The organism is Rhizobium sp. 268 (assembly GCF_036571585.1).
GTDB classification, from domain to species: domain Bacteria; phylum Pseudomonadota; class Alphaproteobacteria; order Rhizobiales; family Rhizobiaceae; genus Rhizobium; species Rhizobium redzepovicii.
The window spans coordinates 20,526-46,592 of the sequence record NZ_JAPPSO010000022.1; the positions used below are offsets into that span (position 1 = coordinate 20,526).

Here is a 26,067-nt window from a genome sequence, read left to right on the forward strand (position 1 = left end):
AACTCCGTCAGCTGCTGCCGTATTTGACGGCCGTGATCGTCACCATCCCATATTCGGTGGGAATGCGCACATAGACGGGAGCGTATACATTTGCCGCGTCCGACTTGGCAAACCAGATTTCCATCCGGTCGCTCTTGCTGAGATAGACGATGTCCTTGCGGCCCTTCTTGTAGCCCGAGCGCGGCACGAAGCGTACGCCGCAGACGACCGCCTTGCCCTTGAAGCCGTTGGTCGAAAAGTCCTCGTCGCCCTTCGGCGACAGCACCAGATCCATGCGCGTCTCGCCGTCGAAGATCGGCAGCGTCTGCGAGCAGACCTTGGTGTCGCCGGTGAAGACCAGGCCGGAGATCGGATCGAGCACCGAGCGCATATCGCGCGGCGTCACGTCGATCCAGTTCTTCGGACGCTTCGGCGGCGGTGTCGTCGTCGCCGAGACGATGTTGCCGTCGCGGTAGCTGACCTCGTAGACGCGGGCTTTTTTACCGCTCTTGTAGTAGAGCGAATAATTTTGCGCCTGCAGCCTGTCGTTGCGCACGACGCCGGTGACGCTGGTTTTGGCCGAAATCGTCGTTACCAGATCGGCAAGACCGGCCGAGTTGATGCTGCCGGCGATGTTATAGCTGTGATCGTCCTCGATCTTCGTCAGAAACGCGGCGCGCGCGATCGGCAGGCCGGCAAGCGTCACCCGGTATTCCGTCCGATGCTGGATTTCGGCCGCCGATGCCGGTATGGCAAGCAGCGCTGCGATGGCCGAAATGAAAATCCGTCTGCCCGAATGAGCCATGAGTGAAGCCTTGTCTTGCCGCGCGCCAGCAGCCTTTGCCAGAGCGCTCTATACTCCTGCCTTGATGGGAAGAAAACAGCAGCTTTTTGACAGAATTGCGGGAAAGCCCAAGGTTTGGCTTGACGCGGCCAGCCTGTCTGACTATAGAACCGCAACTTTCCAATCATGCCCGTTGGATTGCGCGCCTGGTTTTGCCGGGAATGGCAATTCGATGGCCCGAGAAAAACAAGAATAGGTGTTCCATGTCCCGCGTGTGCGAATTGACCGGCAAGGCCGTCCTGACTGGTAACAATGTCAGCCATGCCAACAACAAGACCAAGCGCCGGTTCCTGCCGAACCTGTGCCAGGTCACGCTGATTTCCGACGCTCTCAACCAGCGTTACCGTCTTCGCGTTTCGGCTGCTGCCCTTCGTTCGGTCGAGCATCGTGGCGGCCTCGATGCCTTCCTGCTGAAGGCCAGCGAAACCGAGCTGTCGATGCGCGCACGCCTGCTGCGCCGCCAGATCGTCAAGAAGACCGCCGAAGCGGCTGTTGCTGCCTAAGCTTCCGCCTTCTTTCATACGGCTTCGAAAGGCTTGCACGGATGACCTCCGCTCAAGCCTTTTGTTTTGCTGGTCCATCTCTCCAACTGGTGGCATCACCCAGGATAAAAAAATGCTGAAGACCCGCTATACCATCGCCTATGTCGCGCTGATGACGCTCGTCGTCGTCGCCTCCAACTTCCTCGTCCAGTTTCCGCTGAACGCCGAAGTCGCCGGCATCAACCTTGCCGATATCCTGACCTGGGGCGCCTTTTCCTATCCGGTCGCCTTCCTGATCACCGATCTGACCAACCGCCAGTTCGGCCCGCAAGCAGCCCGCAAGGTCGTCTTTGCCGGCTTCGTCGTCGGCGTGACGCTGTCCTTCTTCACCTCGGCGCCGCGTATCGCCATTGCCTCCGGTTCGGCCTATCTCGCCGGCCAGCTACTCGATATCGCCGTCTTCAACCGCCTCCGCCGCCAAGCCTGGTGGCGCGCGCCGCTCGTCGGCTCGCTGATCGGTTCGGCGCTCGATACGGTGATGTTCTTCTCGCTGTCCTTCGCCGCGTTTTTCGTCTTCCTCGGCCCGAACGAGCCCTTCGCGCTTGAGGCAGCTCCCGTCCTCGGCGTCTTCGCCACCGAAGCGCCGCGCTGGATCTCCTGGGCGATCGGCGATTTCGCCGTCAAGATGATCGTCGGCCTCGTCATGCTCCTGCCCTATGGCGCGCTGATGAACGTGCTGCGGCCGATGCAGGCTGCCCGCGCCAGCTGATTCAACTCACGAACGCCGCCGGACCGCTCCGGCGGCGATGGCCGGATGCAGAAGAACCTGCGCAGCCAGGTTGTCGACCTCATGCGATGAATCGAGCCGCAGCACCGGCGCCGTCTGCGTTTCCAGCCATTGCTCATGCGCGCAAAGACTGCGGCGTTCGGGCCCGGCCGTGTCGTAACTTGCCGCCCATTCGAGGAATTGCCCGCTTTTTACCTCCATGTCGCCGCCCGGCCCGATTCTGTCTCCGTACCGGGCGACCTCCCGGGCGCGAATCCGCGCCATCCGAAGCTCCGGCGCGATCCTGAGGAAGACGATCAGATCGTAGAGCGGCTCGAGCGGCACGCCCCATTTCAGCGCCGATCCGGAAAGCACCCAGCCACCCGGCCGGCCCGTCTCCTCAAGCAGCAGCCGGATGCGCTGGTCGGCATCCCTCGGCGTCGTGAACGGCGGATCGGTCGGCAGCCAGAAGAAATCGTCGGTGTCGAGATGGGCGATATCGAGCCTCTCGGCGAGCACAAGGCCGAGCGATGTCGTGCCGGAACCGGACGCGCCCATGACGTGAATATGCACCATGATTTCCTCCGCAAGCCAGCTCCGATGCCGCGGGCGGAATAGCCGAGACCTGTGACATCAGTTTGACGCTTTGTGTTCGGCCGGTTCGGAAAGCCGGAACTCCAGCATCAGATTGCGCTGCAGGATCGAATGATTGTCGTCCGACACCAGGATGATATGGGTCGTGCCGTCGGCGGCCTGGAAGGCGTCGAGCCCTTCCATATTGTCGATCTGCGAGTTGAAATTGCCTTCGAGCAAAAGTTCGCCGTCGACGACGGCCCCGGGCTTGATATCGGCGCCCTTGACGCGTCGAAGGCGCATGCCGATGCCTTCGGCCATGTTGAAGCGGCGCTCCAGCAGCAACAGGTCGCCGTTCGGCAGGAAGACACCATCGGTGACGTCGAAGCTGCCGTCGCGCGCGACCGCAAACCGCCCCTTCAGCGGCCCGCTCAGAATGGCCGCCAGCCGGTTGCCGTCGCTGTCGAGACCACGTTCGGAGACGATGACCACGCCGCCCTTGAGCGGGCTCGATGCCGGCGCTACCGTGATGGTCTCGATACCGCGGTTGTCGCTCAGCATCTTGCGCGGAATGAGAATCGGCAAAGTGGCGATTGCGCCGGATTGGGCAAAACCCGGATCGGGATAGACATCGACGCGGTGATCCTGTTCGAAGGAGACCAGGACCCTGCCGCCATCAAAGGCCAGGCCCTCGGCATCCATATGTCCCTTGCCCTCGAAGCTGCGCCCGGCGCTGTTTTTCATCGCGGTGATCTCGACATCGGCAAGGCCGGAAAGCCTGCCCTTGATGTCGCGCTCGATGCTGCCCGTCAGCCATTGGCCGGTATCGAGGACCACGACGAAATGTTTCTGGTCCGGCCGGAAGCGGATGGAGGAGAGCGAGCCGAACAGCGCTTTGCTGGACACCATCTCCAGCCCGCCGAGAAATTCCAGCGGACCGAAGCGCGTCTCCGAAGAGCCGATCCTGAAATCGGAGATTTGCCGGCTAATGACCGGCACGTCACCCGCCCATGCGGGGTAAGCGCCTGCGGCGGCGATGCTGAGGACGATCGCCGCCAGGCGGCCGAGGCGCCTGGCGGTCATTCCGGGCGATTCCTTCCAGCGGCGTCAGCCGGCACGACGGAGCCGGCCGCCACGCGGCTGGGTGGATTGATCTTCGAACAGCGAGGCGAGCTGTTCGGTCATCGCGCCGGCAAGTTCGTCGGCATCGACGATCGTCACGGCGCGGCGATAGTAGCGCGTCACGTCGTGACCGATGCCGATGGCCAGCAATTCTACCGGCGAGCGTGTCTCGATCTGTTCGATGACGGCGCGCAGGTGCCGCTCAAGATAATTGCCCGGATTGACCGACAGCGTCGAATCGTCGACCGGCGCCCCGTCCGAGATCATCATCAGGATGCGGCGCTGTTCGCGGCGTGCGAGCAGGCGGTTATGCGCCCAGATCAACGCTTCACCGTCGATATTTTCCTTGAGTAGCCCCTCGCGCATCATCAGCCCGAGATTGGCGCGTGCCCGCCGCCACGGCGCATCGGCCGATTTGTAGATGATGTGGCGCAGGTCGTTGAGACGGCCTGGCGTCTGGGGTTTGCCGCCGGCAAGCCAGCTTTCCCGCGCCTGCCCGCCCTTCCAGGCCTTGGTGGTGAAGCCGAGGATCTCGACCTTGACGCCGCAGCGCTCCAGCGTGCGGGCGAGAATGTCGGCGCAGGTGGCGGCAACCGTGATCGGCCGGCCGCGCATCGAGCCGGAATTGTCGATCAGCAGGGTGACGACCGTGTCACGGAACTGGGTGTCGCGCTCCATCTTGAAGGACAGCGCCTGCATCGGATCGATGATGATGCGCTGCAGCCGGGCCGGATCGAGATAACCCTCTTCCAGGTCGAAATCCCAGGAGCGGTTCTGCTGCGCCATCAGCCGGCGCTGCAGCCGGTTGGCGAGACGGCCGACCGCGCCTTGCAGATGCGCCAGTTGCTTGTCGAGGAAGGCGCGCAGGCGCTCGAGTTCGGCGGCGTCGCAGAGTTCCTCGGCGGTGATGATCTCGTCGAACTCTTCGGTAAAGACGTGATAATCGACCTTCTCGTTGAAATCGGCAAAGGGCGTGTTCGGACGGCGGGTCTCGCCCGGCGTTTCCGAATCGTCCTCGCCCTCTTCCATCATGTCGTCGTCGGAGATTTCGGCGCCTTCGGTCTCGCCGTCTTCCATCTGCTCGTCGGCGACTTCGCTGTCTTCGACCGGGGCGGCATCGGTGCCGGCATCCTCGTCGACCTCGTCCTGATCCTGCTCGTCGCCGCTCGGCTGGTCTTCCTGATCCGACTGGTCGTCATTGTCGGCGTCTTTGTCATCGTCGCCGTATTCCTCGGCCATTTCCATGGCCGACAGCATGTTGCGGATGACCTTGGCGAAGGCCTGCTGGTCATTGATCGCGCCCGACAGATTGTCGAGTTCGGCCCCCGCCTTTTCCTCGATGAAGCCGCGCCAGAGGTCGAGCACCTTGCCGGCGGAGGCCGGCGGACGCTGGCCGGTCAGCTTCTCGCGCACCATCATCGCAACAGCTTCGCCGACCGGTGCGTCTTCCTGACGCTCGATGCCGGTGAAGTTCGCCTTGGAATATTTCTCTTCGGTCATGGAGCGCAGGTTGGTCGCCATGCCCTCCATGCGCAGCGCGCCGATCGATTCGACGCGCGCCTGCTCGACGACATCGAAGATCGCCCGGGCATCCGAGCCCTGCGGCGCCATCGTCGCATGCATCTTCTCGTCATGGCAGGCAAGGCGGAGCGCCATGGAATCGCCGAGCCCGCGGGTGACCGCCAGCTCATGCGCCGTCGGCCGCTTGGAAAGCTCCGGCAGCCGGATGCGCTCGCCGGTCATTCCAGGCCGTTCGTTGGCGAAGGTCACCTCGACATCGCCGTCGCCGGCGACCGAGCGCACGCAGCCGGATATCGCCCGGCGCAATGGCTCGACGTCGACGGGCGCGCCGGGCTTTGCTTTCGAATTGTCACCGCGAGCTGCCATGATCGGTCGGTCTCAGGCTCCGAGAACGATATTGGCGGCACTTTCCTTCAGCTCGACGCCGAAGGCCCGCTGATAGTGCTCGGCGACCAGAGGGCGCTCCAATTCGTCGCACTTGTTGAGGAAGGTGACGCGGAAGGCGAAGGCGAGATCGCCGAAGATCTCGGCATTCTCGGCCCAGGTGATGACGGTACGCGGGCTCATGACGGTGGAGAGATCACCGTTCATGAAGGCAGCGCGCGTCAGATCGGCGACACGAACCATCTTCGAAACGGTGTCGCGGCCTTCCCTGTCCTTGCCGAAGCTCTTCACCTTGGCGGCGACGATATTCACTTCGTGATCATGCGGCAGATAGTTCAGCGTCGTCACGATCGACCAGCGGTCCATCTGCGCCTGGTTGATCTGCTGCGTGCCGTGATAGAGGCCCGTGGTGTCGCCGAGACCGATCGTATTGGCGGTCGCAAACAGGCGGAAGGCCGGGTGCGGCCGGATGACGCGGCTCTGGTCGAGCAATGTCAGGCGGCCGGAGGATTCCAGCACCCGCTGGATAACGAACATCACATCGGGGCGGCCGGCATCATATTCGTCGAAGACCAGCGCCACATTGTGCTGATAGGCCCAAGGCAGGATGCCGTCCTTGAATTCGGTGACCTGCAGCCCATCCTTGACGACGATGGCATCCTTGCCGACGAGATCGATACGGCTGACATGGCTATCGAGGTTGATGCGCACGCAGGGCCAGTTGAGCCGCGCCGCGACCTGCTCGATATGCGAGGACTTGCCGGTGCCGTGATAGCCGGAGATCATCACGCGGCGGTTATGGGCGAAGCCTGCAAGAATGGCGAGCGTCGTGTCGCGGTCGAAGAGGTAATCGGTGTCGAGGTCCGGCACATAGGCGTCGCCCTTGCTGTAGGCGGGAACGCGGATGTCGGAATCGATGCCGAAGGCCTCGCGGACCGAAACGGTGGTATCGGGCAGTTCAGATATATCGAGGTCGATCTTGCTCATCATGTCTCCAAGGCGGGTGATGCCACCCGGCCATACTGTCTCAGGCCATGTCGCAACCGTGACGCCGCGATTTTATTCCGCGCCCGTCCAGGTCGGAACGTCGGCGATGCTTCTCCGGGACTGAAACGAAACCTCGGCGGGATAATGACCGCGTGCGAGCATTCTTGAAAGAGTCCCGGACAAGAAACGCCGCGTCCGGAAGGTCGGCGGAGGCGATGTCGGGAAAACGCACAAATATGAGCCGCGTTTGCCTGCGGCCTCAGCCGATTTGGACCATACCCGATTGAAGCCCAAGAGCAAGGACGGGAACTAACAAAAACCGTTCTGCTTCAACAATTGATAGGCCTGGATGACGGCGCGGAAACGCTCCTCCGAGCCGCGGTCGCCGCCATTGGCGTCAGGATGGTGCTTCTTGACCAGCTCCTTGTAGCGGCTCTTGATCTCCGCCGAGGTCGCATTGCCATCGAGACCCATCGTATCGAAGGCCTTGGTTTCCAGCGATTTCAGCTTGCGCGCCTGGGGAAACCGCGGCCCGCTGCCCTTGCCGCCTTCCTTGACGAAGCCGAAGGGATCGCGAACGCGGCTATAGGCGCCGGAGCGGACCTCCGAATGCAGCGGACTGTCCTTCGCCGACTTGTTGACGCCGACGGTCCAGGTCGGCCGGTGGCCGGTGATCGCTTCTTTCTGGTAGCGGGCGATCTCGCCGTCCGACAGACCGGAGAAATAATTGTAGCCCTTGTTGTAGTCCTTGACGTGCTCGAAGCAGAACAAAAAGAACTGGCCTTCCGCATTGCGTCCGACAGGAGCGCGATGCGAGCCTTTTTTGTCGCAGCCATCCCATTGACAGGTAGGCGGCGCCTGCTCTGTCTCCTGCTCGCGTTTGCGGCGTGTTCGGATGCGATCGAAATATTTGGAATCAAGTCTCATGGTGGTGCTAATTATGAGGCTGTCGCGAGGCGACAACAAGAATTGACAAACGGGTTTGTTGCTGGCTTGGTGGGAACCTTTTTCGCGAAGCAAGACCGGACGATGACCCTGCGAACCCGCATCGAAGAAAAACTAGTCGAAGCCTTCGCGCCGGAGCGCCTGAGCGTCGTCGACGAAAGCCATCTGCATGCCGGCCATCAGCCCGACATCACCGGCACCGGCGAAACCCATATGCGGGTGAGGATCGTCTCTGCCAAATTCGCCGGCATGTCGCGACTGGCGCGTCACCGGGCGATCACCGACCTCTTGAAACCGGAACTCGATGCCGGCCTGCATGCGCTGGCCGTCGAACCGGCAGCACCGAATGAGCCGACCCGCTGGTAACAAAGCCTATATGGAGACTGATCGCCGATAGTCCAAGCCGGGTCAGACCGGTTTTGCGCCGTCTTCCCCGGCGGGGCGGATGCGCAGCTTGGTGATGCGGTTCTTCTCACGCTTCATGACGATGAAACGCTTGCCGTAAAAGGTGAAGGCTTGGCGCTCTTCCGGAATGGTCATCGATTCATGGATGACCAGGCCGGCAATCGTCGTCGCCTCCTCGTCGGGCAGGTTCCAGTCGAGCGCGCGGTTCAAGTCGCGGATCGGCACGCCGCCGTCGACGACGACCGAACCGTCGGCCTCCTGGCGCACACCCTGGATCTCGATATCGTGCTCGTCGGAAATGTCACCGACGATTTCTTCGAGAATATCCTCGAGCGTGACGATGCCCTGCACCTCGCCATATTCGTCGACGACGACGGCGAAATGCTGCTTGCGGCGCAGGAAGGCGTTGAGCTGGTCTTCGAGGTTGGTGCTGTCGGGCACGAACCATGGCTTCTGCGCGATCTTCACGATATCGAGGTTCTGCGGTTCCATGTTCGGTTCGGCCAGCGCCCGCAGCAGATCCTTGGCATGAACGACGCCGATGATGTTGTCGATCGTGCCCCGCCACAAAGGCATGCGCGTATAGGGACTTTCGAGAATGGCGCGCACCACCGCCTCAGGCGGATCGTCGGCGTTGATCGCCCGCATCGCCGTGCGGTGGACCATGATGTCGGAGAGTTCGAGCTCGCCGAGATCGAGCACGCCGCCCAGCCGGTCGCGGTCGGCCTTCACCACCGATCCCTCGCGGTGCAGGAGGTCGACGGCACCGCGCAGCTCCTCATGCGCCGTCAGCATCGATACCTCCCGCGAGAGGTTGATGCCGAACAGCGCCAGGATCCGCCGGACGATCGCATTGACGAAGGAAGAGATCGGACCGACGACGAGAACGAAGAGCCTGGCCGGTACGGCGATGGCAAGCGCGAAACGGTCGGGTGTCGAAATCGCCCAGCTCTTCGGCAGCACTTCGGCGAAGATGACCAGGATGACGGTCATGGCGAGCGTCGCCAGCGCCACGCCGGAACTGCCGAACAGCCCGAGGAACAGGCTGGTGGCAATCGAGGAGGAGAGGATATTGGCGAGATTGTTGCCGATCAGCAGCGCGCCGATCAGCCGGTCGCGCCGCTCGATCAGCTGCCGGACGATGCCGGCGCGTTCGTCGCCGTTGACTTCAAGCGTATGGATACGGCTGCGCGAAACCGCGGTCAGCGCGGTTTCCGAGCCGGAAAAGAAGGCGGACATCAGCACGAGCGCCGTGATCGAAAGGATCTCCGGCCAATATGTCGCAAGAAATGCCAGAGCGCCTTCGACGGTCATTAGGGGTGTTTTTCCCTGAGAAAGCTGATCACCTCGGAGGCGGGAACGTCGTCGGCAACGAAGGATTGGCCGATGCCGCGCGTCAGGATGAAGGTGAGCCTGCCGCTCTTGACCTTCTTGTCCTGGGCGATTGCATCCATCAGCGTTTCAGCCGGCGGCAGCGCGCCCGGAATGTCGGACATCCGGGTCGGAAGGCCGACCTCTTGCAGATGCCGCTCGACGCGACGCGCATCGTCGGGGCTTGCAAGGTTCATCCGCGCGGAGAATTCATGCGCCAGCACCATGCCGATCGAGACGCCCTCGCCATGCACGAGACGGGAACTGTCATAGGCGGTCGCCGCCTCCAGCGCATGGCCGAACGTATGGCCGAGATTGAGCAGCGCCCGCTGGCCGTTCTCGCGCTCGTCGGCAACGACGACATCGGCCTTCGCCTGGCAGCTGGCGGCAATCGCCTCGATGCGGGCGGAGCCGCCTGCAAAAACCGCCTTCCAGTTGGCTTCCAGCCAGGCGAAGAAATCCGGCTTGTCGATCAGCCCGTATTTGGCAACCTCGGCGTAACCGGCGCGGAATTCGCGCTCGCTCAGCGTATTCAGTACATCGGTATCGGCCAGAACCAGATCCGGCTGATGGAAGACGCCGATCAGGTTCTTGCCGTGGCGGGAATTGATGCCGGTCTTGCCGCCGACGGAGGAATCGACCTGCGCCAGAAGCGAGGTCGGCAGCTGCACGAAGCGCACGCCGCGCCGCACGATGCCGGCCGCAAATCCCGAGAGATCGCCGATGACGCCGCCACCGAGCGCGATGACGCAATCGTTACGCTCGACGCGGGCTTCGAGCACCTTGTCGCAGGCGGTCATCAGATGCTCGAAGCTTTTGGTCTTCTCGCCGGCCGGCAGGACGACCGCAGCCGAGGCGATGCCCGCTTCATCGAGACTGGCGACGAGCGCCTTGAGATAGAGCGGCGCGACATTTTCGTCGGTGACGACAGCCGCCTTGCGGCCCTTGAGGCGAGAGGCGATCTCGGCGCCGGCCCGCGCGATCAGCCCCGGCCCGATCAGGATGTCGTAGGCGCGCTCGCCGAGCGGCACGTGCACCGTCTGGATGGCGGAGGCGGAGGGTATCGCATTCATGACGCTGCATTTTCCTTTTGAGCTTCGATCATCGCCTTCAGCACCTCGTCGGCCATGATTTCCTTGCGCACGTCGCGCGAGAGCACGGTGAGGTCGGCCTGCGCATAGATCGGGTAGCGCGCATTCATCAGGCCTTCGAGCGTCTGCTTGGGGTTTTCGGTCTTGAGCAGGGGACGGTTGTCGCGTTTATTGACCCGCTCCCAGAGTACGTCGAGATCGGCCTTCAGCCAGACGGAGACGCCACCTTTCATGATATGCCTGCGCGTCCGCTCGTTGATGAAGGCGCCGCCGCCGGTGGAGACGACCCGCGGCCCGCCCTTTAACAGCCGCTTCATCACCCGCGTTTCCAGCGCCCGGAATTCATCCTCGCCATAGGCCGCGAAAAGTTCGGCGATCGTCATGCGCGACACGCGCTCTATTTCGTGGTCGCTGTCGATGAAGGGAATGCCGAGCTGGCTGGCGACGATGCGGCCGACGGCGGATTTCCCCGCACCCATCAGCCCGACGAGGATCAGATTGCGTGAACCGAGCGCGGCGCGAGCTCTGCCTTTCAAGCTGTCAGCAACGGTCAGCAGTGGTTCACTCATCGGTCCATTCACACTTTGTTTGCAAACCGTATCGACAAATGCAGCTGGAGCGTCAAGTCGCGGACAAGGGAATCATGGCTTGAATAGCGCTTCTTGCACTTGCAGATACGCTTCTTATAACAGAAGCAGAGCATGAAGGAGTTGCCGGATGCCGACCCTGTTCCGTTTTCTGTTCGTCTGCGCGATCCTCGCCGGGACGGTCTACGGAGCGATGTGGGCGCTTGTGACCTTTGTCGAGCCCGAGCCGCGCGACGTGACCATCCGTATTCCGTCCGAGCGGGTCAATCCGCCAGCGACGGGCACGATCAACACGACCAGGAAGTGACCGGCATATGGTGGATCTGAGCCGCGTCCATGTGGAATCCTTCCTGGAGATGATGAGCGCCGAGCGCGGTGCTGCCGTCAACACGCTGCAATCCTATGAGCGCGACCTCGACGACGTCCACGCCTTCTTGAACGGCCGCAGCGTGCGGCTGACCGAAGCCGCTTCCGCCGATCTGGCCGCCTATCTCGCCTCGCTCGCCCGAAAGGGCTTCAAAGCCTCTTCCCAGGCGCGCCGGCTTGCCGCCATGCGGCAGTTCTACAAGTTCCTTTATGCCGAGGGGCTGAGGACCGACGACCCCACCGGCATTCTCGACGCGCCGAAGAAAGGCCGTCCGCTGCCGAAGACGATGGGTGTCGAGGAGGTCGGCAAGCTGCTTTCCCAAGCTGAGGCCGAGGCAGGCGATGCAGCGCCTGGCCAGTTGCAGCGCCTGCGCATGCTGGCGCTGCTGGAGCTGCTCTATGCCACCGGCATGCGCGTCAGTGAACTGGTTTCGCTTCCTGCCCGCGTGCTCGATCAGGAAGGGCGTTTCCTGATGATCCGCGGCAAGGGCAACAAGGAACGGCTGGTGCCGCTGTCGCAATCGGCGATATCGGCGCTGAAATCCTACGGCCGCCTGCTGGCGGTGGAAAATGCCGCGGCCAAGGATCCGCAGGAAAGCCCCTGGCTGTTTCCCGCCGCCTCGAGGGAGGGCTATCTGCCCCGCCAGGTTTTCGCCCGCGACCTGAAAAACCTGGCGATCCGCGCCGGCCTGACACCGTCGATGATCTCGCCACATGTGATGCGACACGCCTTTGCCAGCCACCTGCTTGCCAACGGCGCCGACCTGCGCGTCGTGCAGGAACTCCTCGGCCATTCGGACATTTCGACCACACAGATTTACACGCATGTCCTCGAAGAGAGGCTGCAGCAGCTCGTCCAGACGCATCACCCCCTTGCCAAACAGGCGAAAAAGCACGAATAGGACCGGCGACAAGGGGCGGAGCCAGGAAAACGCCCCGGGCACAAGGAACGGAAACGCACCTCATGCACAATTATCTCGACTTCGAAAAGCCGATCTCCGACCTCGAAGGCAAGATCATCGAGCTGAAGAAGCTCGCAACGGAAGACGAGAGCATCGACACCACCGATGAAATCGGCAGGCTGGAGGTTCGCGTCCGCGAGGCGATCGTCGAAATCTATTCCAAGCTCAATCCCTGGCAGAAGACCCAGGTCGCCCGCCATCCGCAGCGCCCGCATTTCGTCGACTACGCCAAGACGCTGTTCCAGGAATTCACGCCGCTCGCCGGGGACCGCAAATTTTCCGAGGATGCCGCGATCCAGGCGGGTCTTGCCCGCTTCCGCGGCCAGCCGGTCGCCGTCGTCGGCCAGGAAAAGGGCAACGACACCAAGACCCGCCTGAAGCATAATTTCGGCAGCCCGCGGCCGGAAGGCTACCGCAAGGCGATCCGCATCCTCGAAATGGCCGATCGTTTCGGCCTGCCGGTGATTTCGCTGGTGGATACGGCAGGCGCCTATCCCGGTGTCGGCGCCGAAGAGCGCGGCCAGGCCGAGGCGATCGCCCGCTCGACGGAAATGTGTCTCGGCGTCAAGGTTCCGCTCGTTTCCGTCGTCATCGGCGAAGGCGGCTCGGGCGGCGCCATCGCGATTGCCACCGGCAACAAGGTCTATATGCTAGAGCATTCGATCTACAGCGTCATCTCGCCGGAAGGCGCCGCCTCCATCCTCTGGCGCGATTCCACCCGCGCTCGGGAAGCGGCGACCAATATGAAGATTACCGCCGAAGACCTGAAATCGCTCGGCGTCATCGACGGCATCATTTCCGAGCCGCTCGGCGGCGCGCATCGCGATCCCGACAGCGTCATCGCCGCAACCGGCGACATGATCGCCAATGCGCTCGGCGAAATGGCGTCCCGTTCCGGCGAACAGCTACGCAACGAGCGCCGCCAGAAATTCCTCAATATCGGCCGCAATCTCTAAAGCCTGTCGCGCAAAAGTGTGCAGCGGTTTTGCGGCAACGACATGCGCAAAAACAAAGAGCTGAAGCGCGGGAAGCGAATCTGAAAGATCGCGACGCGCTTTCGGAAATCGCTGAGACTTTTCGGCATCATGTCCGAGACAAGTTTTGCTTTCACCGATTGGGGCCAAATCTTGGCCACATTGATATTATCTGTAGCAATCGCGCTTGCGGGGATGTTCAGGGCACGTCATAGGCTGGTAAGGATTTGTAAAGTATAAGCCGCCTATGATTCCGTCTGATGCCCGAACTCCATAGGCGGACCGGGTCGCATTATCTTTATGGGCTAGTTTGGATGCGCATACGTTATTTTGCCTATGTTTCCCTCATGGCGCTGGCTCTGACCGGCTGCAATGACGCGTTGGAAACCGCGCAGGTCGATCTCTCCAAGGTCAAGAACAAGGTCGAGCAACCGCTTCCGCCACATATCCTTACCGCCATGTCGGCCAAGGGCATGGACCGCAATTCGCCGATCATGATTCGCATCTTCAAGGAAGAAGGTGCCATGGAGATCTGGAAGGCGAAGACCGACAACCGTTTCGACAAGATCGCCGACTACAAGATCTGCGCCTGGTCGGGCCGTCTCGGCCCGAAGGTAAAGACCGGCGACCGGCAGGCGCCGGAAGGTTTTTACGATCTGACGCGCGCCAACCTGAACCCCAACTCGAAATATTATCTGGCGATCAACACCGGCTTCCCGAACCGCTACGACGCGGCGAACGGCCGCACCGGCTCCGATCTGATGATCCATGGCGCCTGCTCGTCCTCCGGCTGCTATTCGATGACCGACCAGCAGGTGCTGGAAATTTACGCCTTTGCCCGCGACGCCTTCAAGGGCGGCCAGGCGACCGTACAACTGCAGGCCTTCCCCTTCCGCATGACGGCGGAAAACATGGTCAAGCATCGCCTCGACCCAAGCTACGACTTCTGGAAGATGCTGAAGGTCGGCTACGACAATTTCGAAGTGACGAAGCGCCCGCCCGAGGTGGCCGTCTGCGAGAAGAAATATGTCTTCAACCAGCAGGCAACCGATGGCGGCGCCTTCAATGCCGCCGGCAAATGCCCTGCCATGTCGACGCCGCCGGCCTTGACGGCCGCCCTTGCCTCCTACGGCAAGACCTATGATGCCGATTATGCCAAGGCGATGAGCAAATTCGACGGCATGGCCTGGTACGACCCCTCCGAAGCCGAGCGCAAGGCCGTGGTCGCCAAGACGCGCAAGGGCCGCGAACTCGCTTATGCCCCGACCGGCACCTCGCTGGAGGCCGGCCGCATGGTCAAGGTCGCCGAACTCGAAGACATGATGGCCAAGCGCACCGCCCAGGGCCTCGCCGCCAAATCCGCGCCGGGCGCCACGCCTGTTGCCCCTGCCCAGCCGCAGGCGCAGCCAATGGCCGTCGCCGCCGCCACCCCTGCGGTCGTGCCGGTGCCGACGCAGAACCCGCTGGCCTTTACGGCGCCCGAACCGCAGGAAACCGCGGAAGCTGCGGCAAAGAAGCCGTTCTGGAAATTCTGGGCGCGGAACTGAACGGCTTGAACCCCGTTCTCTACGATCTGCGCGGCCTGAAATGCCCCTTCCCCGTGATCAAGACACGCAAGAAGCTTGCCGCCATGGCAAGCGGCACGCTCATCCGCGTCGACACCACCGATCCGCTGGCGGTGATCGACATGCCGCATTTCTGCAATGAGGACGGCCACGAGCTGGTCGAGACCGAAAAGACCGAAACCGGCCACCGCTTCCTGATCCGAAAGGGCTAGATTCGCATGCCGGGAATGGCGAGCGGATTGTCGGACAGCGCCGCCCGATCCGGCATGTCGATGCGCGGCTTGCCGAGGAAGGCGTCGAACAGATCCTTGACGAAGGCCTCGGGCAGATCCTTGGTGATCAGAACCATGCGCGTGCGCCGGTCGCCGGGATCCGGCCAGGCGGCAAGCCGCACCGGCGGATGGAAGATGCTCTGCACGCCGTGCAGCACCAATGGCCGTCCCGGCCGGTCGGAGACGGAAACGATCGCCTTCATTCTGAGCAGCTTCTCGCCATGGGCCGAGCGCAGCAGATCGATGAACATGTCGAGCGCCATCGGATCGATCGGCTTTTCCTCGATGATCGAGAAAGAGCGGATCGAAGCATCGTGACGGTTGACGTCATGCGGGTCCTGATGCGCGTGATCGCCATCATGATCATGATGGTGGTGGCCGTGATGATCCGCATGATGATGATCGTGAGCGTGATTGTGGTGCGCCTCGTGCGCATCCTCGTCCTGCAGCCAGCGGCCGACATCGGCGATCTTCGTCGCCGGATCGTAGAGCCCGTTGACGAGCACTGCGGCGCTGCCGGCCTCAGTGCTGTCGGCATCCATCATCGCGGCGCGCGGATTGAGCGCGCGCAGGCGCTGTTCCAGCTCGTCCGTTGCCTCAGCCATCGCCTTCTTCGAGACGATCAGCCGGTCGGCGACCGCCGCCTGCTTGCGTGCTTCCTCGTGATTGTCGAGCGTCTGCAGCCCGTTCACTGCATCCACCACGGTCACGACGCCGTCGAGTTCGAAATTTTGGGCGATGATCGGATTGCCCATGATCGCCTGCATGACCGGAGCGGGATCGGCAAGGCCCGTCGTCTCGATGACGACACGCTTCACCGGCTTGACCCGGCCCGTCTGCACGGCATCCATCAAGTTTGCCAGCGTGTCGACCAACTCGCCGCGCACGGTGCAGCAGAGGCAGCCATCCGCGAGCTCGATGATCGAATCTCCAGAGCTTTCGACCAAGAGATGATCGATCCCGACATCGCCGAATTCATTGATGATGACGGCCGCATCCTTCATCTCGCTATCTTTGAGGATGCGGTTGAGCAGCGTCGATTTGCCGGCACCGAGAAAGCCGGTCAGGATGGTGACCGGAATCCTGTCGTTGAGCGCGCTCATGTCGTTCGACCTTAAAGCTTATCTTAGAAAGATGTCGGGCGCGGCATCGGCACCGGCACGTTGGCGATGCCGCCAGCCGTATCGCCGGTCGCAACCTTTTCCGGCTGTGCCGCCGGCTGCGGGTCCTGACCGGGAATGAGGCCGGCAAAGACGAAGCGCGGATCGTGGTCCATTTCCTGGATATAAGGCGACTGCACCCGCATGCGGCCGACTTCGTCGCGCGTTTCGCTGCGTATCTTGGCGCCCTTGGCGCTGCAGATGTCGGCGGAGATATCGGTTACCTGGTCCTGTCCCTGCCCGTAGGGCCGCAGCGAACCGAGCGTTTCATTGCCGGGAAACTGCGCGGTGAAGCCCTTCTGCAACAGGTTCGCCGTTGCATCGGCGCGCGCCGCCAGGCTGTCGGTGCCGAGCACGACCGAGACGATGGTGCGGCCGTTGCGGGTCGCCGAACCGATCTGGTTGAAGCCCGAGGCGCAGATGAAGCCGGTCTTCATGCCGTCGGCGCCGGCGAAGCGGCCGATCAGCATGTTGAGGCTCGGCACGTTCTGCTGGCCGTTGGTGAAACCCTCAAGCGCGAAATAGCTGGCATATTGCGGAAAATCGCGGCGCAGCGCCACGGTCAGCACCGCAAGATCGCGCGCCGTCGTATATTGCCCCTTGCCCGGCAGGCCGTTCGGATTGACGAAATGCGAATCCGTCATGCCGAGCTTCAGCGCCTCGCCGTTCATCCGCGTCACGAAGCCTTCCTGCGTGCCGCCGATGGCTTCGGCGACCGCAACGGCGATGTCGTTGGCCGATTTCACCATCAGGATCTTCAGCGCGCTGTCGAGCGTCAGCTTCTGGCCCGGCTTGAAATACATCTTGGCGGCCGGTTGCGCGGCGGCGCGCTTGCTCATGACGACAGGCGTATCGAGGCTGATCTGCCCGGCCCGGATCGCATCGAACACGGTATAGACGGTCATCAGCTTGGTGAGCGAGGCCGGATACCATTTGCGGAAAGCTTCTTCATGCTCGAGCACGCGGCCGGTCTGCACATCGACGAGAATATGCGGATTGGCGGCGGCGAGCGGAACGGAGGCAAGAAAACCAGCCGTCGCGGCGACCGCGAAACTCAGCGGCCGCAAGGCGGCAAACAAACGGAAGTGGCTCGTCGACACGCTTTGTCCTTCGGATATCAGGAAAATCTCGAAACCTTCCCCTATTTAGCCTATATGGCTATGACATGGCAAAGGTCATTGACTAAGTAATTTCCACAGGCTCACGCCTCAGCCGCCTCACGCCCCCCGCCTCACGTCCTTGTGATGCGATGAACGATTGCCGGGATTTCATAACAGGAACGCCAACATGCCGATTTTGAACAGAGCCGCCGAATTGCAGGACGAGGTCGCCGAATGGCGCCGTCATATCCACGCCCGGCCCGAGCTCCTCTTCGCGGTTGAGAATACGGCCGCCTTCGTCGCTGAAAAGCTCAAGGAATTCGGCGTCGACGAGATCGTCACCGGCATCGGCCGCACCGGCGTCGTCGGCCTGATCAAGGGCAAGGGCGAAGGCCGCCGCACCGTCGGCCTACGCGCCGACATGGACGCCCTGCCGCTGACCGAAATATCAGGCAAGCCCTGGGCCTCGAAGACGCCGGGCAAGATGCATGCCTGCGGCCATGACGGCCACACCGCCATGCTGCTCGGCGCGGCGAAATACCTGGCCGAAACGCGCAACTTCAACGGCAATATCGCCGTCATCTTCCAGCCCGCCGAAGAGGGCGGCGGCGGCGGCAACCTGATGGTCAAGGACGGCATGATGGAGCGCTTCGGCATCGAAGAGGTCTACGGCATGCACAATCTGCCGGGCCTGCCGGTGGGACAGTTCGCTACCCGCAAGGGCGCGATCATGGCGGCGACCGACGAATTCACCGTCACCATCAAGGGCCGCGGCGGCCACGCCGCCCAGCCGCACCGGACGATCGACCCGATCGCCATCGGCGCCCAGATCGTCGCCAACCTGCAGATGATCGCCTCGCGCACCGCCGATCCGATCAGCTCGGTCGTCGTCTCGGTGACCAAGTTCAATGCCGGTTTCGCCCATAACGTCATCCCGAACGATGCGACCTTCGCCGGCACGGTGCGCACCCTCGACCCGGAGGTGCGCACGCTGGCCGAGACCCGGTTCCGCCAGATCGTCGAGGGCATCTCCGCCGCCCACGGCGCCGAGGCCGAGATCGGCTTCAACCGCAACTACCCCGTCACCATCAACCACCCCGACGAGACCGAGCATGCGGTCGCCACCGCCAGCGCCATTGCCGGCGAAGGCAACGTCAATCCCGAGATCGACCCGATGATGGGTGGCGAGGATTTCTCCTACATGCTGAACGCCCGCCCCGGCGCCTTCATCTTCATCGGCAACGGCGACAGCGCCGGCCTGCACAACCCGGCCTACGACTTCAACGACGAAGCCATCGCCCACGGCATCTCCTACTGGGTCCGCCTGGCCGAGCAGCGCCTCGGTCTTTGACAACAATTAAGGCTTGGCTTCCCGCCAAGCCTTTTGTATGCATGGCATCCAGTGGTCCCGTAGCTCAGCAGGATAGAGCACCAGATTCCTAATCTGGGGGTCACGCGTTCGAATCGCGTCGGGATCACCATTGTTTCAATGACAATTAACGACTTAAAGTCAGGCGAATCTGAAAGATGGGGACCTGTTTTAATTCGATCCGGAATTCGTTTATTTCACCGAAAGGTCAAGTAGGCCTGCCTTCGTCGCAAGCCACATCCTTTTGTTTGGTGAGATCGCAGTTTGTATGGTCAACCCTATAGGCTGCGCGATGTGTTCCGCCAAAAGCCGACTTTTCACCAATTCTTCTGCAAGGCCGCGCAAGTCGACGCTGGATTCGGCGACCACAGTAGGCAAAGTGCACTGAAATCGAGGCTGCCTAGTTTCATCGCCCGTTGAAGAATTGCGACCTCCTGTGGGCACCGCCACCGGAGCCATCGGTTCGCAACGAACCGCCATCTGCTTCTTACTAGGGTCGACAGCCGATATTTCCATCCTTTTATGCCATCCACCGTGTGCCACCCTCCATGACTCTTTAAATTACGCACGACACAGTTGAATTTTATTCTATTTAAAGTTAAGTGCAACGCGGTGCGGGCGGAGCGTTAGTTCGCTGGCTCAGCTTTCGTTGGGTCACGGTTATACAATGGGGCTATGCCTCGGCTTTGGCTGCATTCGCATATCGCGAGTGTTATGATTATGAGGTTTTGCGCCCGCACCACCTTCGCCTCAATTGGAATGGTATAACGATAGTGAGTCACATTAACGATACGATTTGGATTACCTCACGCGTGCGAATGATTGCTGAAAGAAAGGCAATACGAAACCAAAATGTTTCGTACCTTGCCGTCACTTACTATTCGCTATTCACCGTGATCCTGTCTATCTTTGCGAACTACTACAAAGCCCCATACCCTGCACTGGACCAAATTAACCTCGCCGCATCTGTCATAGTGCTCGTGGCGTCGTTGGTTGCCGCAGGCTTCCGTCTGGAAGCTCGAGCTGCCTCATTTCGCGAATGCTATCTGAAGCTCCAACGTTTGTACGACGAGGTACTTGCGGATGACGAAAAAAAGCTGAAGTATCGCGACATCCTTATGGACTTCCCCAACCATTCTCCACACGATTACAAGGACTTGATTGTCAATCATACTGTCCTCGAGGGAAAAAGCCTCAGCATTGATGGAAAAGATCTCACCCACACCTACCCTATGATGTGTTCCTGGCTAGCAAGGGGAGCATTTTATTATGGATTACTGATCGTACTGTTCGTAAGCCCGATCGTCTTCCTATTGTGGCCGTTCCTGACGCTCCGGGCCCAGTAATGTCAACCAAGGATTTGTTCGCTGAGCACTTCTCGCTTGGCAACCTCAAATCAATCTTCGACGAGCGAATTTCCCAGAGCCATACGGTAGGGAAGGATGGGATCCATCCGTACGCGTTTCAGCAGAATATCGATACCGAGCTTGCCCTCATCCGGAAAAATGTCTTCTCGCGAAGCTACAAGTTCACATCGTTTAAGCAACGGTTGATCTTGAAGGGCGCGGGAAAGCCCCCAAGAGAAATCTCGATCGCGGGCGTCCGAGATCGAGTGACGTTGCGGGCGTTGAACAACTGCCTGTCCGCCGTATTCGTCCAGGCGAAACAACCGCTCCCACATCAATTTATCTCCAAAATCAAGGACTACATCGGATCACTTGGGGACGACTATTCTTTCGTGCAACTGGATGTCCAGGATTTTTACCCAAGCCTTGTTCACGACGAACTTCTAACGCGCCTGAGGGTGCGCATACGGGATAAGGACTTTCTCGCGCTTGTCCTTGGCGCGGTTCGCACGCCCACCGGCGGCGCGACTATAAATGAACGTGGCGTACCGCAAGGCCTCAGCATATCAAACGTGCTCTCGTCGATCTACATGAGTAAGATCGATTCCGAAGCGCAAGACCAGTTCGGATATTTTCGTTATGTCGATGACATTCTTATCATCTGCAAGACTGCGAACGCGGGGAAAAACCTAGTCAAAATGAGCCGCAAGCTGGCGCGGATTGGACTGAAAGTCCATCCTAATGTGCCGGGCGGCAAGACGAAAATTGCGCCCCTCTCATATGGGGTCGAGTACCTTGGCTACCATATCACGCCGAGCATGATTTCGGTCCGGCGGAGTTCGTATCACAGGATGATGGAAAAGATCATGGCTGTGATGACGTCTGCCAAACACAAGCCCACCAATCGAAAAGCACTCCTAAAACTCAATTTGAAGATCACCGGCTGCATTGTAAATGGCAAAAGATACGGATGGATGTTCTTCTTTTCCATGTCGGAGGACATCAAGCAACTCAGCCGGTTGGATCGTTTCGTCACCCTTCTCTGGAAGAAGTACGGCATGGAAAAATACGGAAAGCCGAAGACATTTGTCAAAGCCTATCACGAAATAAAATTTAATGTGGCGGCCACCAAATACATTCCAAAATTTGATGACTACACGATGGAGCAGAAAATGCAGTTCATCGGCGACATCCTGAATATCGACCCTCTCGCCGTTCAGAACTGGACCCAGGATGAGATTACGAAGACTTTCAAGCGGCTGATCAAAAAAGAGGTCACCGAGCTGGAAAAGGACATCACGCCCGTTAGTTGACGGTTGGGCACAAAGGGTGCCGACCTGAAAGTGCGCACGGCCATCTGGCAATATCGCACCCCCTTTCGAATACGATGTCAGCCTGTCATCGACCTTTACGCAAGGCTGCGCCTCGGAGCCCACACCGTCAGTGGCAGATTGGCCTATGTACGATTCGCCTCGCTGCCAAATATCTCGCTTCTCATTGAATCCCAGGTTACCGCCGAGATAATTAGCATGACAGGACTTTGCAGGCAGGCCTGTGGCAGTGGTGGCCGTCCTAAAATTGCCCTTGCTTCATCAACCTGAAGTGGCTTTAGAAGTGTCCCCTAGTCGTAACTTATGTTCAGGAAACCGGTTGTGGTAAAAATTTGGTCCAAAGCGGCGCGGCATCAAAAGTTTCTCGACTACGGCTACTTCGCGCCGGAACTTCCGCCATGTTTTTCATCACGCGGCTTCGGTGCAAAGGGAGCCTTGCTTTTCAAACAAATAAAGGCACTACCAAAACTCAAGGGCAAGCCAGCCTATCAGAGCTTCGTTTCGGAAAAGGCGACCTTCTATCATCCGCGGTTCAACAATACGGATCGCCTCCACTCCGTAGTTAATCCGATTTCTCATCTGGTCACCTCGGCACTGATCGCCAAACATTATTCGAAACTCCGACTGGTCGAACGGCAATCCCACTATTCGCTGTCGGCGTCGACCTTCGACTGGGGAGGACAAAGGGCGCTGCGAAGGCCCGCGTTTACCAAGCGAGATGAGTTTACTTCCCAGTTGTCACCGCGATTTGAGTACACAGTCACTACGGACGTGCGTGCCTTTTATCATTCGGTGTACACCGGCTCGATTCCATGGGCGATACATGGAAAAGGCACGAAGACGGGTGTCAGCCCTTTGCTTTATGGAAATGAACTCAGTTTGCTAGTTCGAAATGCTCAAGGGGGTCAAACGACCGGGCTGCCGGTTGGCCCTGACACTTCGCGTATCCTTGCGGAAGTGATCGCTTCCAAAATAGACGCAAAGATCGATGACATCCTGCGAATGAACAAAGGTGACGCTTCGAGGTTCGTCGACGACTTCACGTTCGGCTGCAACTCCATCGAAGACGGCCATAGGATAATCGCAGAAGTCAGACGCGCCGCATCCGAATTCGAACTCGACATCGGCAAAGACAAAACCAACATCGAGCCTACAAACCATTTGGCCTATGTAGGATGGCAAGACTATATGAGGTCTTATCTTCCGGAAAAGCCGGACAAAGCTGCATTCGAGCGCTTCTTTTACATTGTTCACGACATGTCAAAACGTCACATGAACCTGAACGTCGAGAAATTCGCGATGTCAATTTGTCGAAAGGCGTTCGTGGAGAGCGCCGACTGGAGTTTTCTTCAGGAACACTTAGTCTCATCCTACCGTAAGAATTCCACGCTGATCGACACGCTTGTCGAAGCGCTTCTCTTGCGCCAGGCAGCCCGAAATGATCTCGACATGTCAGCATTGTCGGATTTCATCGCGGCACGCCTGCCGGTGCTGGGCGCAAATCAGCGCACCGGGGAGATCATCTGGCTCCTTTATCTGGCCTGCGCGCTGGATATCAAGATCGATGGAGAGGCATTGTCAATGTGCGTGCGGATTCCGAATCCAATGATCGCTATGCTCGCCACCTTCGCCGAGGCTCAAGGGCTGATAAATGGGGCGATTGATACGTCATACTGGCAGTCCTATGCGAATTCCGAGGGGCTCCGCTCCAACATGTTCCTATTCGCATACGAGGCTGCAAGAAATGAATGGCAGAACGACGTCTCATATTGCGAGAGCGATCCTTTCTATGGTCTGTTCCTTCACGAGAAAATGAGCTTCTTTAACATGACGAGCGCCAAGAGAGATTTGTCACAAGTTCTGAAGGAGCGGCAAAGAGAAAATCGCGTATCGAAATTGATAGCAGCACAGGACGACTTTACCCCGGGCCCAGACAACGACTTTGACGACATCGATTTTGGTGACCTCGACGCGTTGCAAACTGACGTCGATTCTTACTAGTACAGACGATGAATTATCCATCAAATACCATTTCAAACGCGCCCATGCCCGCTACCAAAACGCTCGAGTGTCACCGGCACCTGACTGAGCTCGTGATCGCCGGAATAAAGGCGTGAGTTCACGGCGGCACGGCTTTTGATCCGCAAAGAGCGAGCCAGGTTATCGACTCGATCAGTTCTTCCATGATCTAGTTCTCGGTCACCCTGCTCGCTAGCCGGCCATAAGACCCGACTGAACAAGTGACTGTGCCGTGATGGGCGAGCCTATGCGAACGCAGCAGCCTTCGCCGTGCGGTCAAATCGCCGGACGAACACCTTTTCGTCTCCGCGCAACCCGCCGTGCTCCCAACCCCGCGAGCGCCGCCACCACCCACCCACCGACAAAACCAATCGCACCCCAGACAAGACCCGCAAAACTGACGGGCACACCCGGGACAAAGTCCCGCCAAGTATTGGCAAAAACCACATCATCCGGCTCCCCCATCAACACGAAAGGCTTGGCGACCGGGTCCGCAGTGGCGAGTTTCAGTTGCTGCGACTGCAGGGTTTCGTAGCGCGTGATCGTGCTTTGCATCGAGACGCCGCGGTCGCGGAGGAAATCGTCGGAGGATTGCGCGTAGGTGTTCAGCGCCTGCTGGCGATCGAGGTGGTGGTCGGCGGCCTGTCTGTTGAAATCCTCGACGATGGCGCGCAATTCGTCGATCGCGCCGCCGATCCGCTGGCGGTATTGCTGGGCAAATTCCGGCGCCTGCGAAAAAACCGTGCCGCCGGCAAGCCCGGCAACGATGGCGATGATCCTTGCAATCGGTCCCATTCTCGATGCCTCCGGCGCTTCTCTGCGGTAACGATCCGCGGCCGCAAAGGTTTCTCTTCGACACAATCGGTAACGCTATGTGATTGAACCGACAACGCTTCCAGCGAGTTGCTCCCCTGACCAACTGAGAAAGAGAGCCTTGTCATGAAACAGATTATTCTTGCCTGCACGCTTGCTGCCGCATCGATCTTTTCCGCAATGCCGTCCCAGGCGGCCAGTGTGACGATCACCACGGGTGATGAGCGCCCGTATTACCGTGATTCGGAACGTCCCTATTACCGGCATCACAGCCCCTATTACCGCCACGATATGCGGCGTTACGTTTCCCGCGACTGCTTTACCAAGACGGAAAAAATCCGCCGCCACGGCCATACGGTCATCAAGGAAACCAGGGTCTGCCGATAGGCGATCCACGCACGAAGCCCGGCTGATCGGCCGGGCTTTTCATCCGATTTCGTCACGCGGAACTTCGCCATATCGGCCGCGTTATTCGCGAAAGGAGTAAGCGTCATGCGTATCAAGATGACTCTTCTGGCAATCGCTTATGTCGCCGTCAGCGCCGTGCTGCTTGCCATCGCCTATCAGCCGCACGGGCCGGTGGCCCTGCAGAAGACGGATCGCATGGCCGGTTCGTCCTTCCTCGTCGAGCGCTTCGCCGGTTGATCGGCTGAGCGCTGAGTGAGAGACGACGACGCATCAATGCCGCTCATTGATCGGAGGCCCGCCGAGCAGGATCCGGTTCTGCACCGAATGTACGCCTTCGACGGCCCTGGCAACCGCGGTCGCCCGTTCGATCTCGCCGACGGTGCCGACCGTACCGGTCAGCACGATGTGCTCGTTTTCCATCGTCACTTCGACATCTGATGCATCGATGCCGCCGGCAATCGCCAGCGCGTTGGCGACGGCCGCTTCGACCGATGCGCGATTGGCAATTTCCGCTTCCATCTCGGGCTCGAGCCCGTGGAATGTCTGCTCCTTGAAAACCATGATCCGTTTCTCCTCAATATCCGAGCGTCAAACCTGCGGAGGAAACGCCCGTCGGCCGGTTTTGGTTGCAGGGCGGCTACCAGTTGAGGCGATAGCGCAGATTGACGCTGCCGGCCTCATCTGCCGAAAACGGATTGCTGACCGATGCATCGAGATTGAGGTTGGGCAGGATTGCCTGGTTGACGGCAACCGAACTCGAAAAATCGCCGCTGGCATTGCTGATGCCGGCGCCTGCCGAAAGGGAAGTGCCTGTCCAGGGATGGATCAGCTTCAGCGCCTGCGACGCCGTCACCGAGGCCTGTTTGATATCGACCGCGTCGTATTGGACGCTGATGGACCGGCTCGACTGCATATCGAGCGAATCCGACAGGATCCAGCTGCGGGAGCGGCTGAGCGTCAGCGCGCCGCTGCCGCGCAGCGTATCGACACTGATCCTTGCGCCCCGCTGCGATTGGCCTGATGGCGTGACGTTTGTCCTGACGATCCTGCCCCAGAGCATTGCCTGCTCGGAATTGGGCAGCGGCGCCCCGCCTTTGGTCGAGGCGAGCGCGATATCGGCGCCGGCGCTGGTTTCCCATTCCGCCGGCAGGCGGAAACCCATCGTCGCCTTGTAGGACCGGTCGGAGAGTTTGGCCGGCGCCCAGATCAGCAGGTCATCGGCCCTCGCCGCCGAGGCGAGCGAGAAGAGGATGGCGAAGAGAAGGCAGGCTGTTTTGAATATCGTCATGAAATCCAACATTTCCACGGACACAGGGCTGCGGCGC

At 60.2% G+C, this 26,067-nt stretch carries 29 protein-coding genes and 1 tRNA gene; 16 read left to right on the forward strand and 14 right to left on the reverse strand.

Features of this window, described 5'->3' with window-relative positions; all coding sequences use genetic code 11:
* Positions 1–7: 7 nt before the first annotated feature.
* The gene (locus OS035_RS29740) at positions 8–784 is read right to left on the reverse strand and encodes a DUF3108 domain-containing protein (protein WP_097629638.1); all 777 of its coding nucleotides are present in this window, start codon (positions 782–784) and stop codon (positions 8–10) included.
* Between OS035_RS29740 and OS035_RS29745 the strand changes: the two genes are divergently transcribed.
* From OS035_RS29745 to OS035_RS29755, 3 genes are all read left to right on the forward strand, one after another.
* On the forward strand, positions 783–1,019 hold the full coding sequence (locus OS035_RS29745; protein WP_131711804.1) for a hypothetical protein: 237 nt from the start codon (positions 783–785) through the stop codon (positions 1,017–1,019). The genes OS035_RS29740 and OS035_RS29745 overlap by 2 nt on opposite strands.
* A 7-nt stretch (positions 1,020–1,026) precedes the next feature.
* Positions 1,027–1,326, forward strand: coding sequence for a 50S ribosomal protein L28 (rpmB, locus tag OS035_RS29750; RefSeq protein WP_003589938.1), 300 nt, complete (start codon positions 1,027–1,029; stop codon positions 1,324–1,326).
* A gap of 112 nt (positions 1,327–1,438) precedes the next feature.
* Positions 1,439–2,074: a VUT family protein gene (locus OS035_RS29755; RefSeq protein WP_012559138.1), complete on the forward strand. Its 636-nt coding sequence runs from the start codon at positions 1,439–1,441 to the stop codon at positions 2,072–2,074.
* A 6-nt stretch (positions 2,075–2,080) separates the two neighbouring features.
* Here OS035_RS29755 and OS035_RS29760 read toward each other — a convergent pair whose 3' ends face one another.
* From OS035_RS29760 to OS035_RS29780, 5 genes are all read right to left on the reverse strand, one after another.
* Complete coding sequence (locus tag OS035_RS29760) at positions 2,081–2,647, reverse strand: ATP-binding protein (protein WP_097629637.1); 567 nt, start codon at positions 2,645–2,647, stop codon at positions 2,081–2,083.
* Positions 2,648–2,704: 57 nt separating this feature from the next.
* On the reverse strand, positions 2,705–3,727 hold the full coding sequence (locus tag OS035_RS29765) for an esterase-like activity of phytase family protein (RefSeq protein WP_183778330.1): 1,023 nt from the start codon (positions 3,725–3,727) through the stop codon (positions 2,705–2,707).
* Between the two features lie 24 nt (positions 3,728–3,751).
* Positions 3,752–5,653: a cobaltochelatase subunit CobT gene (gene cobT, locus OS035_RS29770; protein WP_183778337.1), complete on the reverse strand. Its 1,902-nt coding sequence runs from the start codon at positions 5,651–5,653 to the stop codon at positions 3,752–3,754.
* Positions 5,654–5,665: 12 nt separating this feature from the next.
* Positions 5,666–6,658: a cobaltochelatase subunit CobS gene (gene cobS / locus OS035_RS29775; RefSeq protein WP_003589933.1), complete on the reverse strand. Its 993-nt coding sequence runs from the start codon at positions 6,656–6,658 to the stop codon at positions 5,666–5,668.
* Between the two features lie 309 nt (positions 6,659–6,967).
* Positions 6,968–7,585, reverse strand: coding sequence for a J domain-containing protein (locus OS035_RS29780; protein ID WP_097629634.1), 618 nt, complete (start codon positions 7,583–7,585; stop codon positions 6,968–6,970).
* Positions 7,586–7,687: 102 nt separating this feature from the next.
* Here OS035_RS29780 and OS035_RS29785 point away from each other — a divergent pair, with 102 nt between their 5' ends.
* The gene (locus OS035_RS29785; RefSeq protein WP_097629633.1) at positions 7,688–7,969 is read left to right on the forward strand and encodes a BolA family protein; all 282 of its coding nucleotides are present in this window, start codon (positions 7,688–7,690) and stop codon (positions 7,967–7,969) included.
* Positions 7,970–8,011: 42 nt separating this feature from the next.
* Here OS035_RS29785 and OS035_RS29790 read toward each other — a convergent pair whose 3' ends face one another.
* The 3 genes from OS035_RS29790 to OS035_RS29800 are packed head-to-tail and all read right to left on the reverse strand — an operon-like array spanning position 8,012 to position 11,039.
* A complete protein-coding gene (locus tag OS035_RS29790; protein ID WP_097629632.1) occupies positions 8,012–9,322 on the reverse strand; it encodes an HlyC/CorC family transporter in 1,311 nt (436 codons plus the stop codon).
* Positions 9,322–10,452 carry a 3-dehydroquinate synthase gene (gene aroB / locus OS035_RS29795; RefSeq protein ID WP_183778339.1) on the reverse strand — a complete coding sequence of 377 codons (1,131 nt, stop codon included), beginning with the start codon at positions 10,450–10,452 and terminating at the stop codon, positions 9,322–9,324. The genes OS035_RS29790 and aroB overlap by 1 nt, the downstream gene beginning before the upstream one ends.
* Positions 10,449–11,039 (reverse strand): shikimate kinase, encoded by a 591-nt coding sequence (locus OS035_RS29800; protein WP_183778341.1) that lies wholly within the window; start codon positions 11,037–11,039, stop codon positions 10,449–10,451. The genes aroB and OS035_RS29800 overlap by 4 nt, the downstream gene beginning before the upstream one ends.
* A gap of 148 nt (positions 11,040–11,187) precedes the next feature.
* Here OS035_RS29800 and OS035_RS29805 point away from each other — a divergent pair, with 148 nt between their 5' ends.
* From OS035_RS29805 to OS035_RS29825, 5 genes are all read left to right on the forward strand, one after another.
* On the forward strand, positions 11,188–11,364 hold the full coding sequence (locus OS035_RS29805) for a hypothetical protein (protein ID WP_003589926.1): 177 nt from the start codon (positions 11,188–11,190) through the stop codon (positions 11,362–11,364).
* 7 nt (positions 11,365–11,371) lie between these two features.
* Positions 11,372–12,325, forward strand: a complete 954-nt coding sequence (gene xerD / locus OS035_RS29810; protein WP_131711803.1) for a site-specific tyrosine recombinase XerD — start codon at positions 11,372–11,374, stop codon at positions 12,323–12,325.
* 62 nt (positions 12,326–12,387) lie between these two features.
* Positions 12,388–13,341 carry an acetyl-CoA carboxylase carboxyltransferase subunit alpha gene (locus OS035_RS29815; RefSeq protein ID WP_097629628.1) on the forward strand — a complete coding sequence of 318 codons (954 nt, stop codon included), beginning with the start codon at positions 12,388–12,390 and terminating at the stop codon, positions 13,339–13,341.
* A gap of 332 nt (positions 13,342–13,673) precedes the next feature.
* The gene (locus OS035_RS29820; RefSeq protein WP_183778343.1) at positions 13,674–14,906 is read left to right on the forward strand and encodes a L,D-transpeptidase family protein; all 1,233 of its coding nucleotides are present in this window, start codon (positions 13,674–13,676) and stop codon (positions 14,904–14,906) included.
* A 5-nt stretch (positions 14,907–14,911) separates the two neighbouring features.
* Positions 14,912–15,136: a sulfurtransferase TusA family protein gene (locus tag OS035_RS29825; protein WP_003589912.1), complete on the forward strand. Its 225-nt coding sequence runs from the start codon at positions 14,912–14,914 to the stop codon at positions 15,134–15,136.
* Here OS035_RS29825 and OS035_RS29830 read toward each other — a convergent pair.
* Together OS035_RS29830 and OS035_RS29835 are read right to left on the reverse strand one after the other, a co-directional pair.
* Entirely contained in the window at positions 15,133–16,299 is a 1,167-nt protein-coding gene (locus OS035_RS29830; protein WP_331814592.1) for a CobW family GTP-binding protein, read from the reverse strand. The genes OS035_RS29825 and OS035_RS29830 overlap by 4 nt on opposite strands.
* A gap of 23 nt (positions 16,300–16,322) precedes the next feature.
* On the reverse strand, positions 16,323–17,456 hold the full coding sequence (locus OS035_RS29835; protein ID WP_183778347.1) for a D-alanyl-D-alanine carboxypeptidase family protein: 1,134 nt from the start codon (positions 17,454–17,456) through the stop codon (positions 16,323–16,325).
* A gap of 187 nt (positions 17,457–17,643) precedes the next feature.
* Between OS035_RS29835 and OS035_RS29840 the strand changes: the two genes are divergently transcribed.
* From OS035_RS29840 to OS035_RS29860, 5 genes are all read left to right on the forward strand, one after another.
* The gene (locus OS035_RS29840; RefSeq protein ID WP_183778349.1) at positions 17,644–18,807 is read left to right on the forward strand and encodes a M20 aminoacylase family protein; all 1,164 of its coding nucleotides are present in this window, start codon (positions 17,644–17,646) and stop codon (positions 18,805–18,807) included.
* 53 nt (positions 18,808–18,860) lie between these two features.
* Positions 18,861–18,937, forward strand: a tRNA-Arg gene (locus OS035_RS29845).
* A 490-nt stretch (positions 18,938–19,427) separates the two neighbouring features.
* Positions 19,428–20,171: an SLATT domain-containing protein gene (locus tag OS035_RS29850; protein ID WP_331814595.1), complete on the forward strand. Its 744-nt coding sequence runs from the start codon at positions 19,428–19,430 to the stop codon at positions 20,169–20,171.
* Positions 20,171–21,484, forward strand: a complete 1,314-nt coding sequence (locus OS035_RS29855; protein WP_331814597.1) for an RNA-directed DNA polymerase — start codon at positions 20,171–20,173, stop codon at positions 21,482–21,484. The genes OS035_RS29850 and OS035_RS29855 overlap by 1 nt, the downstream gene beginning before the upstream one ends.
* 339 nt (positions 21,485–21,823) lie before the next feature.
* Positions 21,824–23,503: an RNA-directed DNA polymerase gene (locus OS035_RS29860; protein ID WP_183778351.1), complete on the forward strand. Its 1,680-nt coding sequence runs from the start codon at positions 21,824–21,826 to the stop codon at positions 23,501–23,503.
* A gap of 294 nt (positions 23,504–23,797) precedes the next feature.
* Here the strand turns inward: OS035_RS29860 and OS035_RS29865 are convergent, their stop codons facing one another.
* Positions 23,798–24,316, reverse strand: a complete 519-nt coding sequence (locus OS035_RS29865) for a DUF2937 family protein (RefSeq protein ID WP_183778352.1) — start codon at positions 24,314–24,316, stop codon at positions 23,798–23,800.
* Between the two features lie 144 nt (positions 24,317–24,460).
* Here OS035_RS29865 and OS035_RS29870 point away from each other — a divergent pair, with 144 nt between their 5' ends.
* Positions 24,461–24,721 carry a hypothetical protein gene (locus OS035_RS29870; RefSeq protein ID WP_003589897.1) on the forward strand — a complete coding sequence of 87 codons (261 nt, stop codon included), beginning with the start codon at positions 24,461–24,463 and terminating at the stop codon, positions 24,719–24,721.
* Positions 24,722–24,826: 105 nt separating this feature from the next.
* Positions 24,827–24,979, forward strand: coding sequence for a hypothetical protein (locus OS035_RS29875; RefSeq protein WP_165503973.1), 153 nt, complete (start codon positions 24,827–24,829; stop codon positions 24,977–24,979).
* A gap of 33 nt (positions 24,980–25,012) precedes the next feature.
* On the opposite strand, the gene OS035_RS29880 is transcribed toward OS035_RS29875, so the two are convergent.
* Entirely contained in the window at positions 25,013–25,303 is a 291-nt protein-coding gene (locus OS035_RS29880; protein ID WP_183778353.1) for a BON domain-containing protein, read from the reverse strand.
* A gap of 76 nt (positions 25,304–25,379) precedes the next feature.
* The gene (locus OS035_RS29885) at positions 25,380–26,030 is read right to left on the reverse strand and encodes a hypothetical protein (RefSeq protein WP_331814602.1); all 651 of its coding nucleotides are present in this window, start codon (positions 26,028–26,030) and stop codon (positions 25,380–25,382) included.
* Between the last annotated feature and the right edge of the window lie 37 nt (positions 26,031–26,067).

Coding starts and splice junctions, on each gene's coding strand:
- OS035_RS29740 (WP_097629638.1), bottom strand. CDS start 784: ATGGCTCATTCGGGCAGACGGATTTTCATTTCGGCCATCGCAGCGCTG.
- OS035_RS29815 (WP_097629628.1), top strand. CDS start 12,388: ATGCACAATTATCTCGACTTCGAAAAGCCGATCTCCGACCTCGAAGGC.
- OS035_RS29765 (WP_183778330.1), bottom strand. CDS start 3,727: ATGACCGCCAGGCGCCTCGGCCGCCTGGCGGCGATCGTCCTCAGCATC.
- OS035_RS29760 (WP_097629637.1), bottom strand. CDS start 2,647: ATGGTGCATATTCACGTCATGGGCGCGTCCGGTTCCGGCACGACATCG.
- OS035_RS29785 (WP_097629633.1), top strand. CDS start 7,688: ATGACCCTGCGAACCCGCATCGAAGAAAAACTAGTCGAAGCCTTCGCG.
- OS035_RS29780 (WP_097629634.1), bottom strand. CDS start 7,585: ATGAGACTTGATTCCAAATATTTCGATCGCATCCGAACACGCCGCAAA.
- xerD (WP_131711803.1), top strand. CDS start 11,372: ATGGTGGATCTGAGCCGCGTCCATGTGGAATCCTTCCTGGAGATGATG.
- cobT (WP_183778337.1), bottom strand. CDS start 5,653: ATGGCAGCTCGCGGTGACAATTCGAAAGCAAAGCCCGGCGCGCCCGTC.
- OS035_RS29840 (WP_183778349.1), top strand. CDS start 17,644: ATGCCGATTTTGAACAGAGCCGCCGAATTGCAGGACGAGGTCGCCGAA.
- OS035_RS29885 (WP_331814602.1), bottom strand. CDS start 26,030: ATGACGATATTCAAAACAGCCTGCCTTCTCTTCGCCATCCTCTTCTCG.
- cobS (WP_003589933.1), bottom strand. CDS start 6,658: ATGAGCAAGATCGACCTCGATATATCTGAACTGCCCGATACCACCGTT.
- aroB (WP_183778339.1), bottom strand. CDS start 10,452: ATGAATGCGATACCCTCCGCCTCCGCCATCCAGACGGTGCACGTGCCG.
- OS035_RS29855 (WP_331814597.1), top strand. CDS start 20,171: ATGTCAACCAAGGATTTGTTCGCTGAGCACTTCTCGCTTGGCAACCTC.
- OS035_RS29805 (WP_003589926.1), top strand. CDS start 11,188: ATGCCGACCCTGTTCCGTTTTCTGTTCGTCTGCGCGATCCTCGCCGGG.
- OS035_RS29790 (WP_097629632.1), bottom strand. CDS start 9,322: ATGACCGTCGAAGGCGCTCTGGCATTTCTTGCGACATATTGGCCGGAG.
- OS035_RS29830 (WP_331814592.1), bottom strand. CDS start 16,299: ATGAGCGCGCTCAACGACAGGATTCCGGTCACCATCCTGACCGGCTTT.
- OS035_RS29820 (WP_183778343.1), top strand. CDS start 13,674: ATGCGCATACGTTATTTTGCCTATGTTTCCCTCATGGCGCTGGCTCTG.
- OS035_RS29755 (WP_012559138.1), top strand. CDS start 1,439: ATGCTGAAGACCCGCTATACCATCGCCTATGTCGCGCTGATGACGCTC.
- OS035_RS29865 (WP_183778352.1), bottom strand. CDS start 24,316: ATGGGACCGATTGCAAGGATCATCGCCATCGTTGCCGGGCTTGCCGGC.
- OS035_RS29800 (WP_183778341.1), bottom strand. CDS start 11,039: ATGAGTGAACCACTGCTGACCGTTGCTGACAGCTTGAAAGGCAGAGCT.
- OS035_RS29870 (WP_003589897.1), top strand. CDS start 24,461: ATGAAACAGATTATTCTTGCCTGCACGCTTGCTGCCGCATCGATCTTT.
- rpmB (WP_003589938.1), top strand. CDS start 1,027: ATGTCCCGCGTGTGCGAATTGACCGGCAAGGCCGTCCTGACTGGTAAC.
- OS035_RS29875 (WP_165503973.1), top strand. CDS start 24,827: ATGCGTATCAAGATGACTCTTCTGGCAATCGCTTATGTCGCCGTCAGC.
- OS035_RS29745 (WP_131711804.1), top strand. CDS start 783: ATGAGTGAAGCCTTGTCTTGCCGCGCGCCAGCAGCCTTTGCCAGAGCG.
- OS035_RS29880 (WP_183778353.1), bottom strand. CDS start 25,303: ATGGTTTTCAAGGAGCAGACATTCCACGGGCTCGAGCCCGAGATGGAA.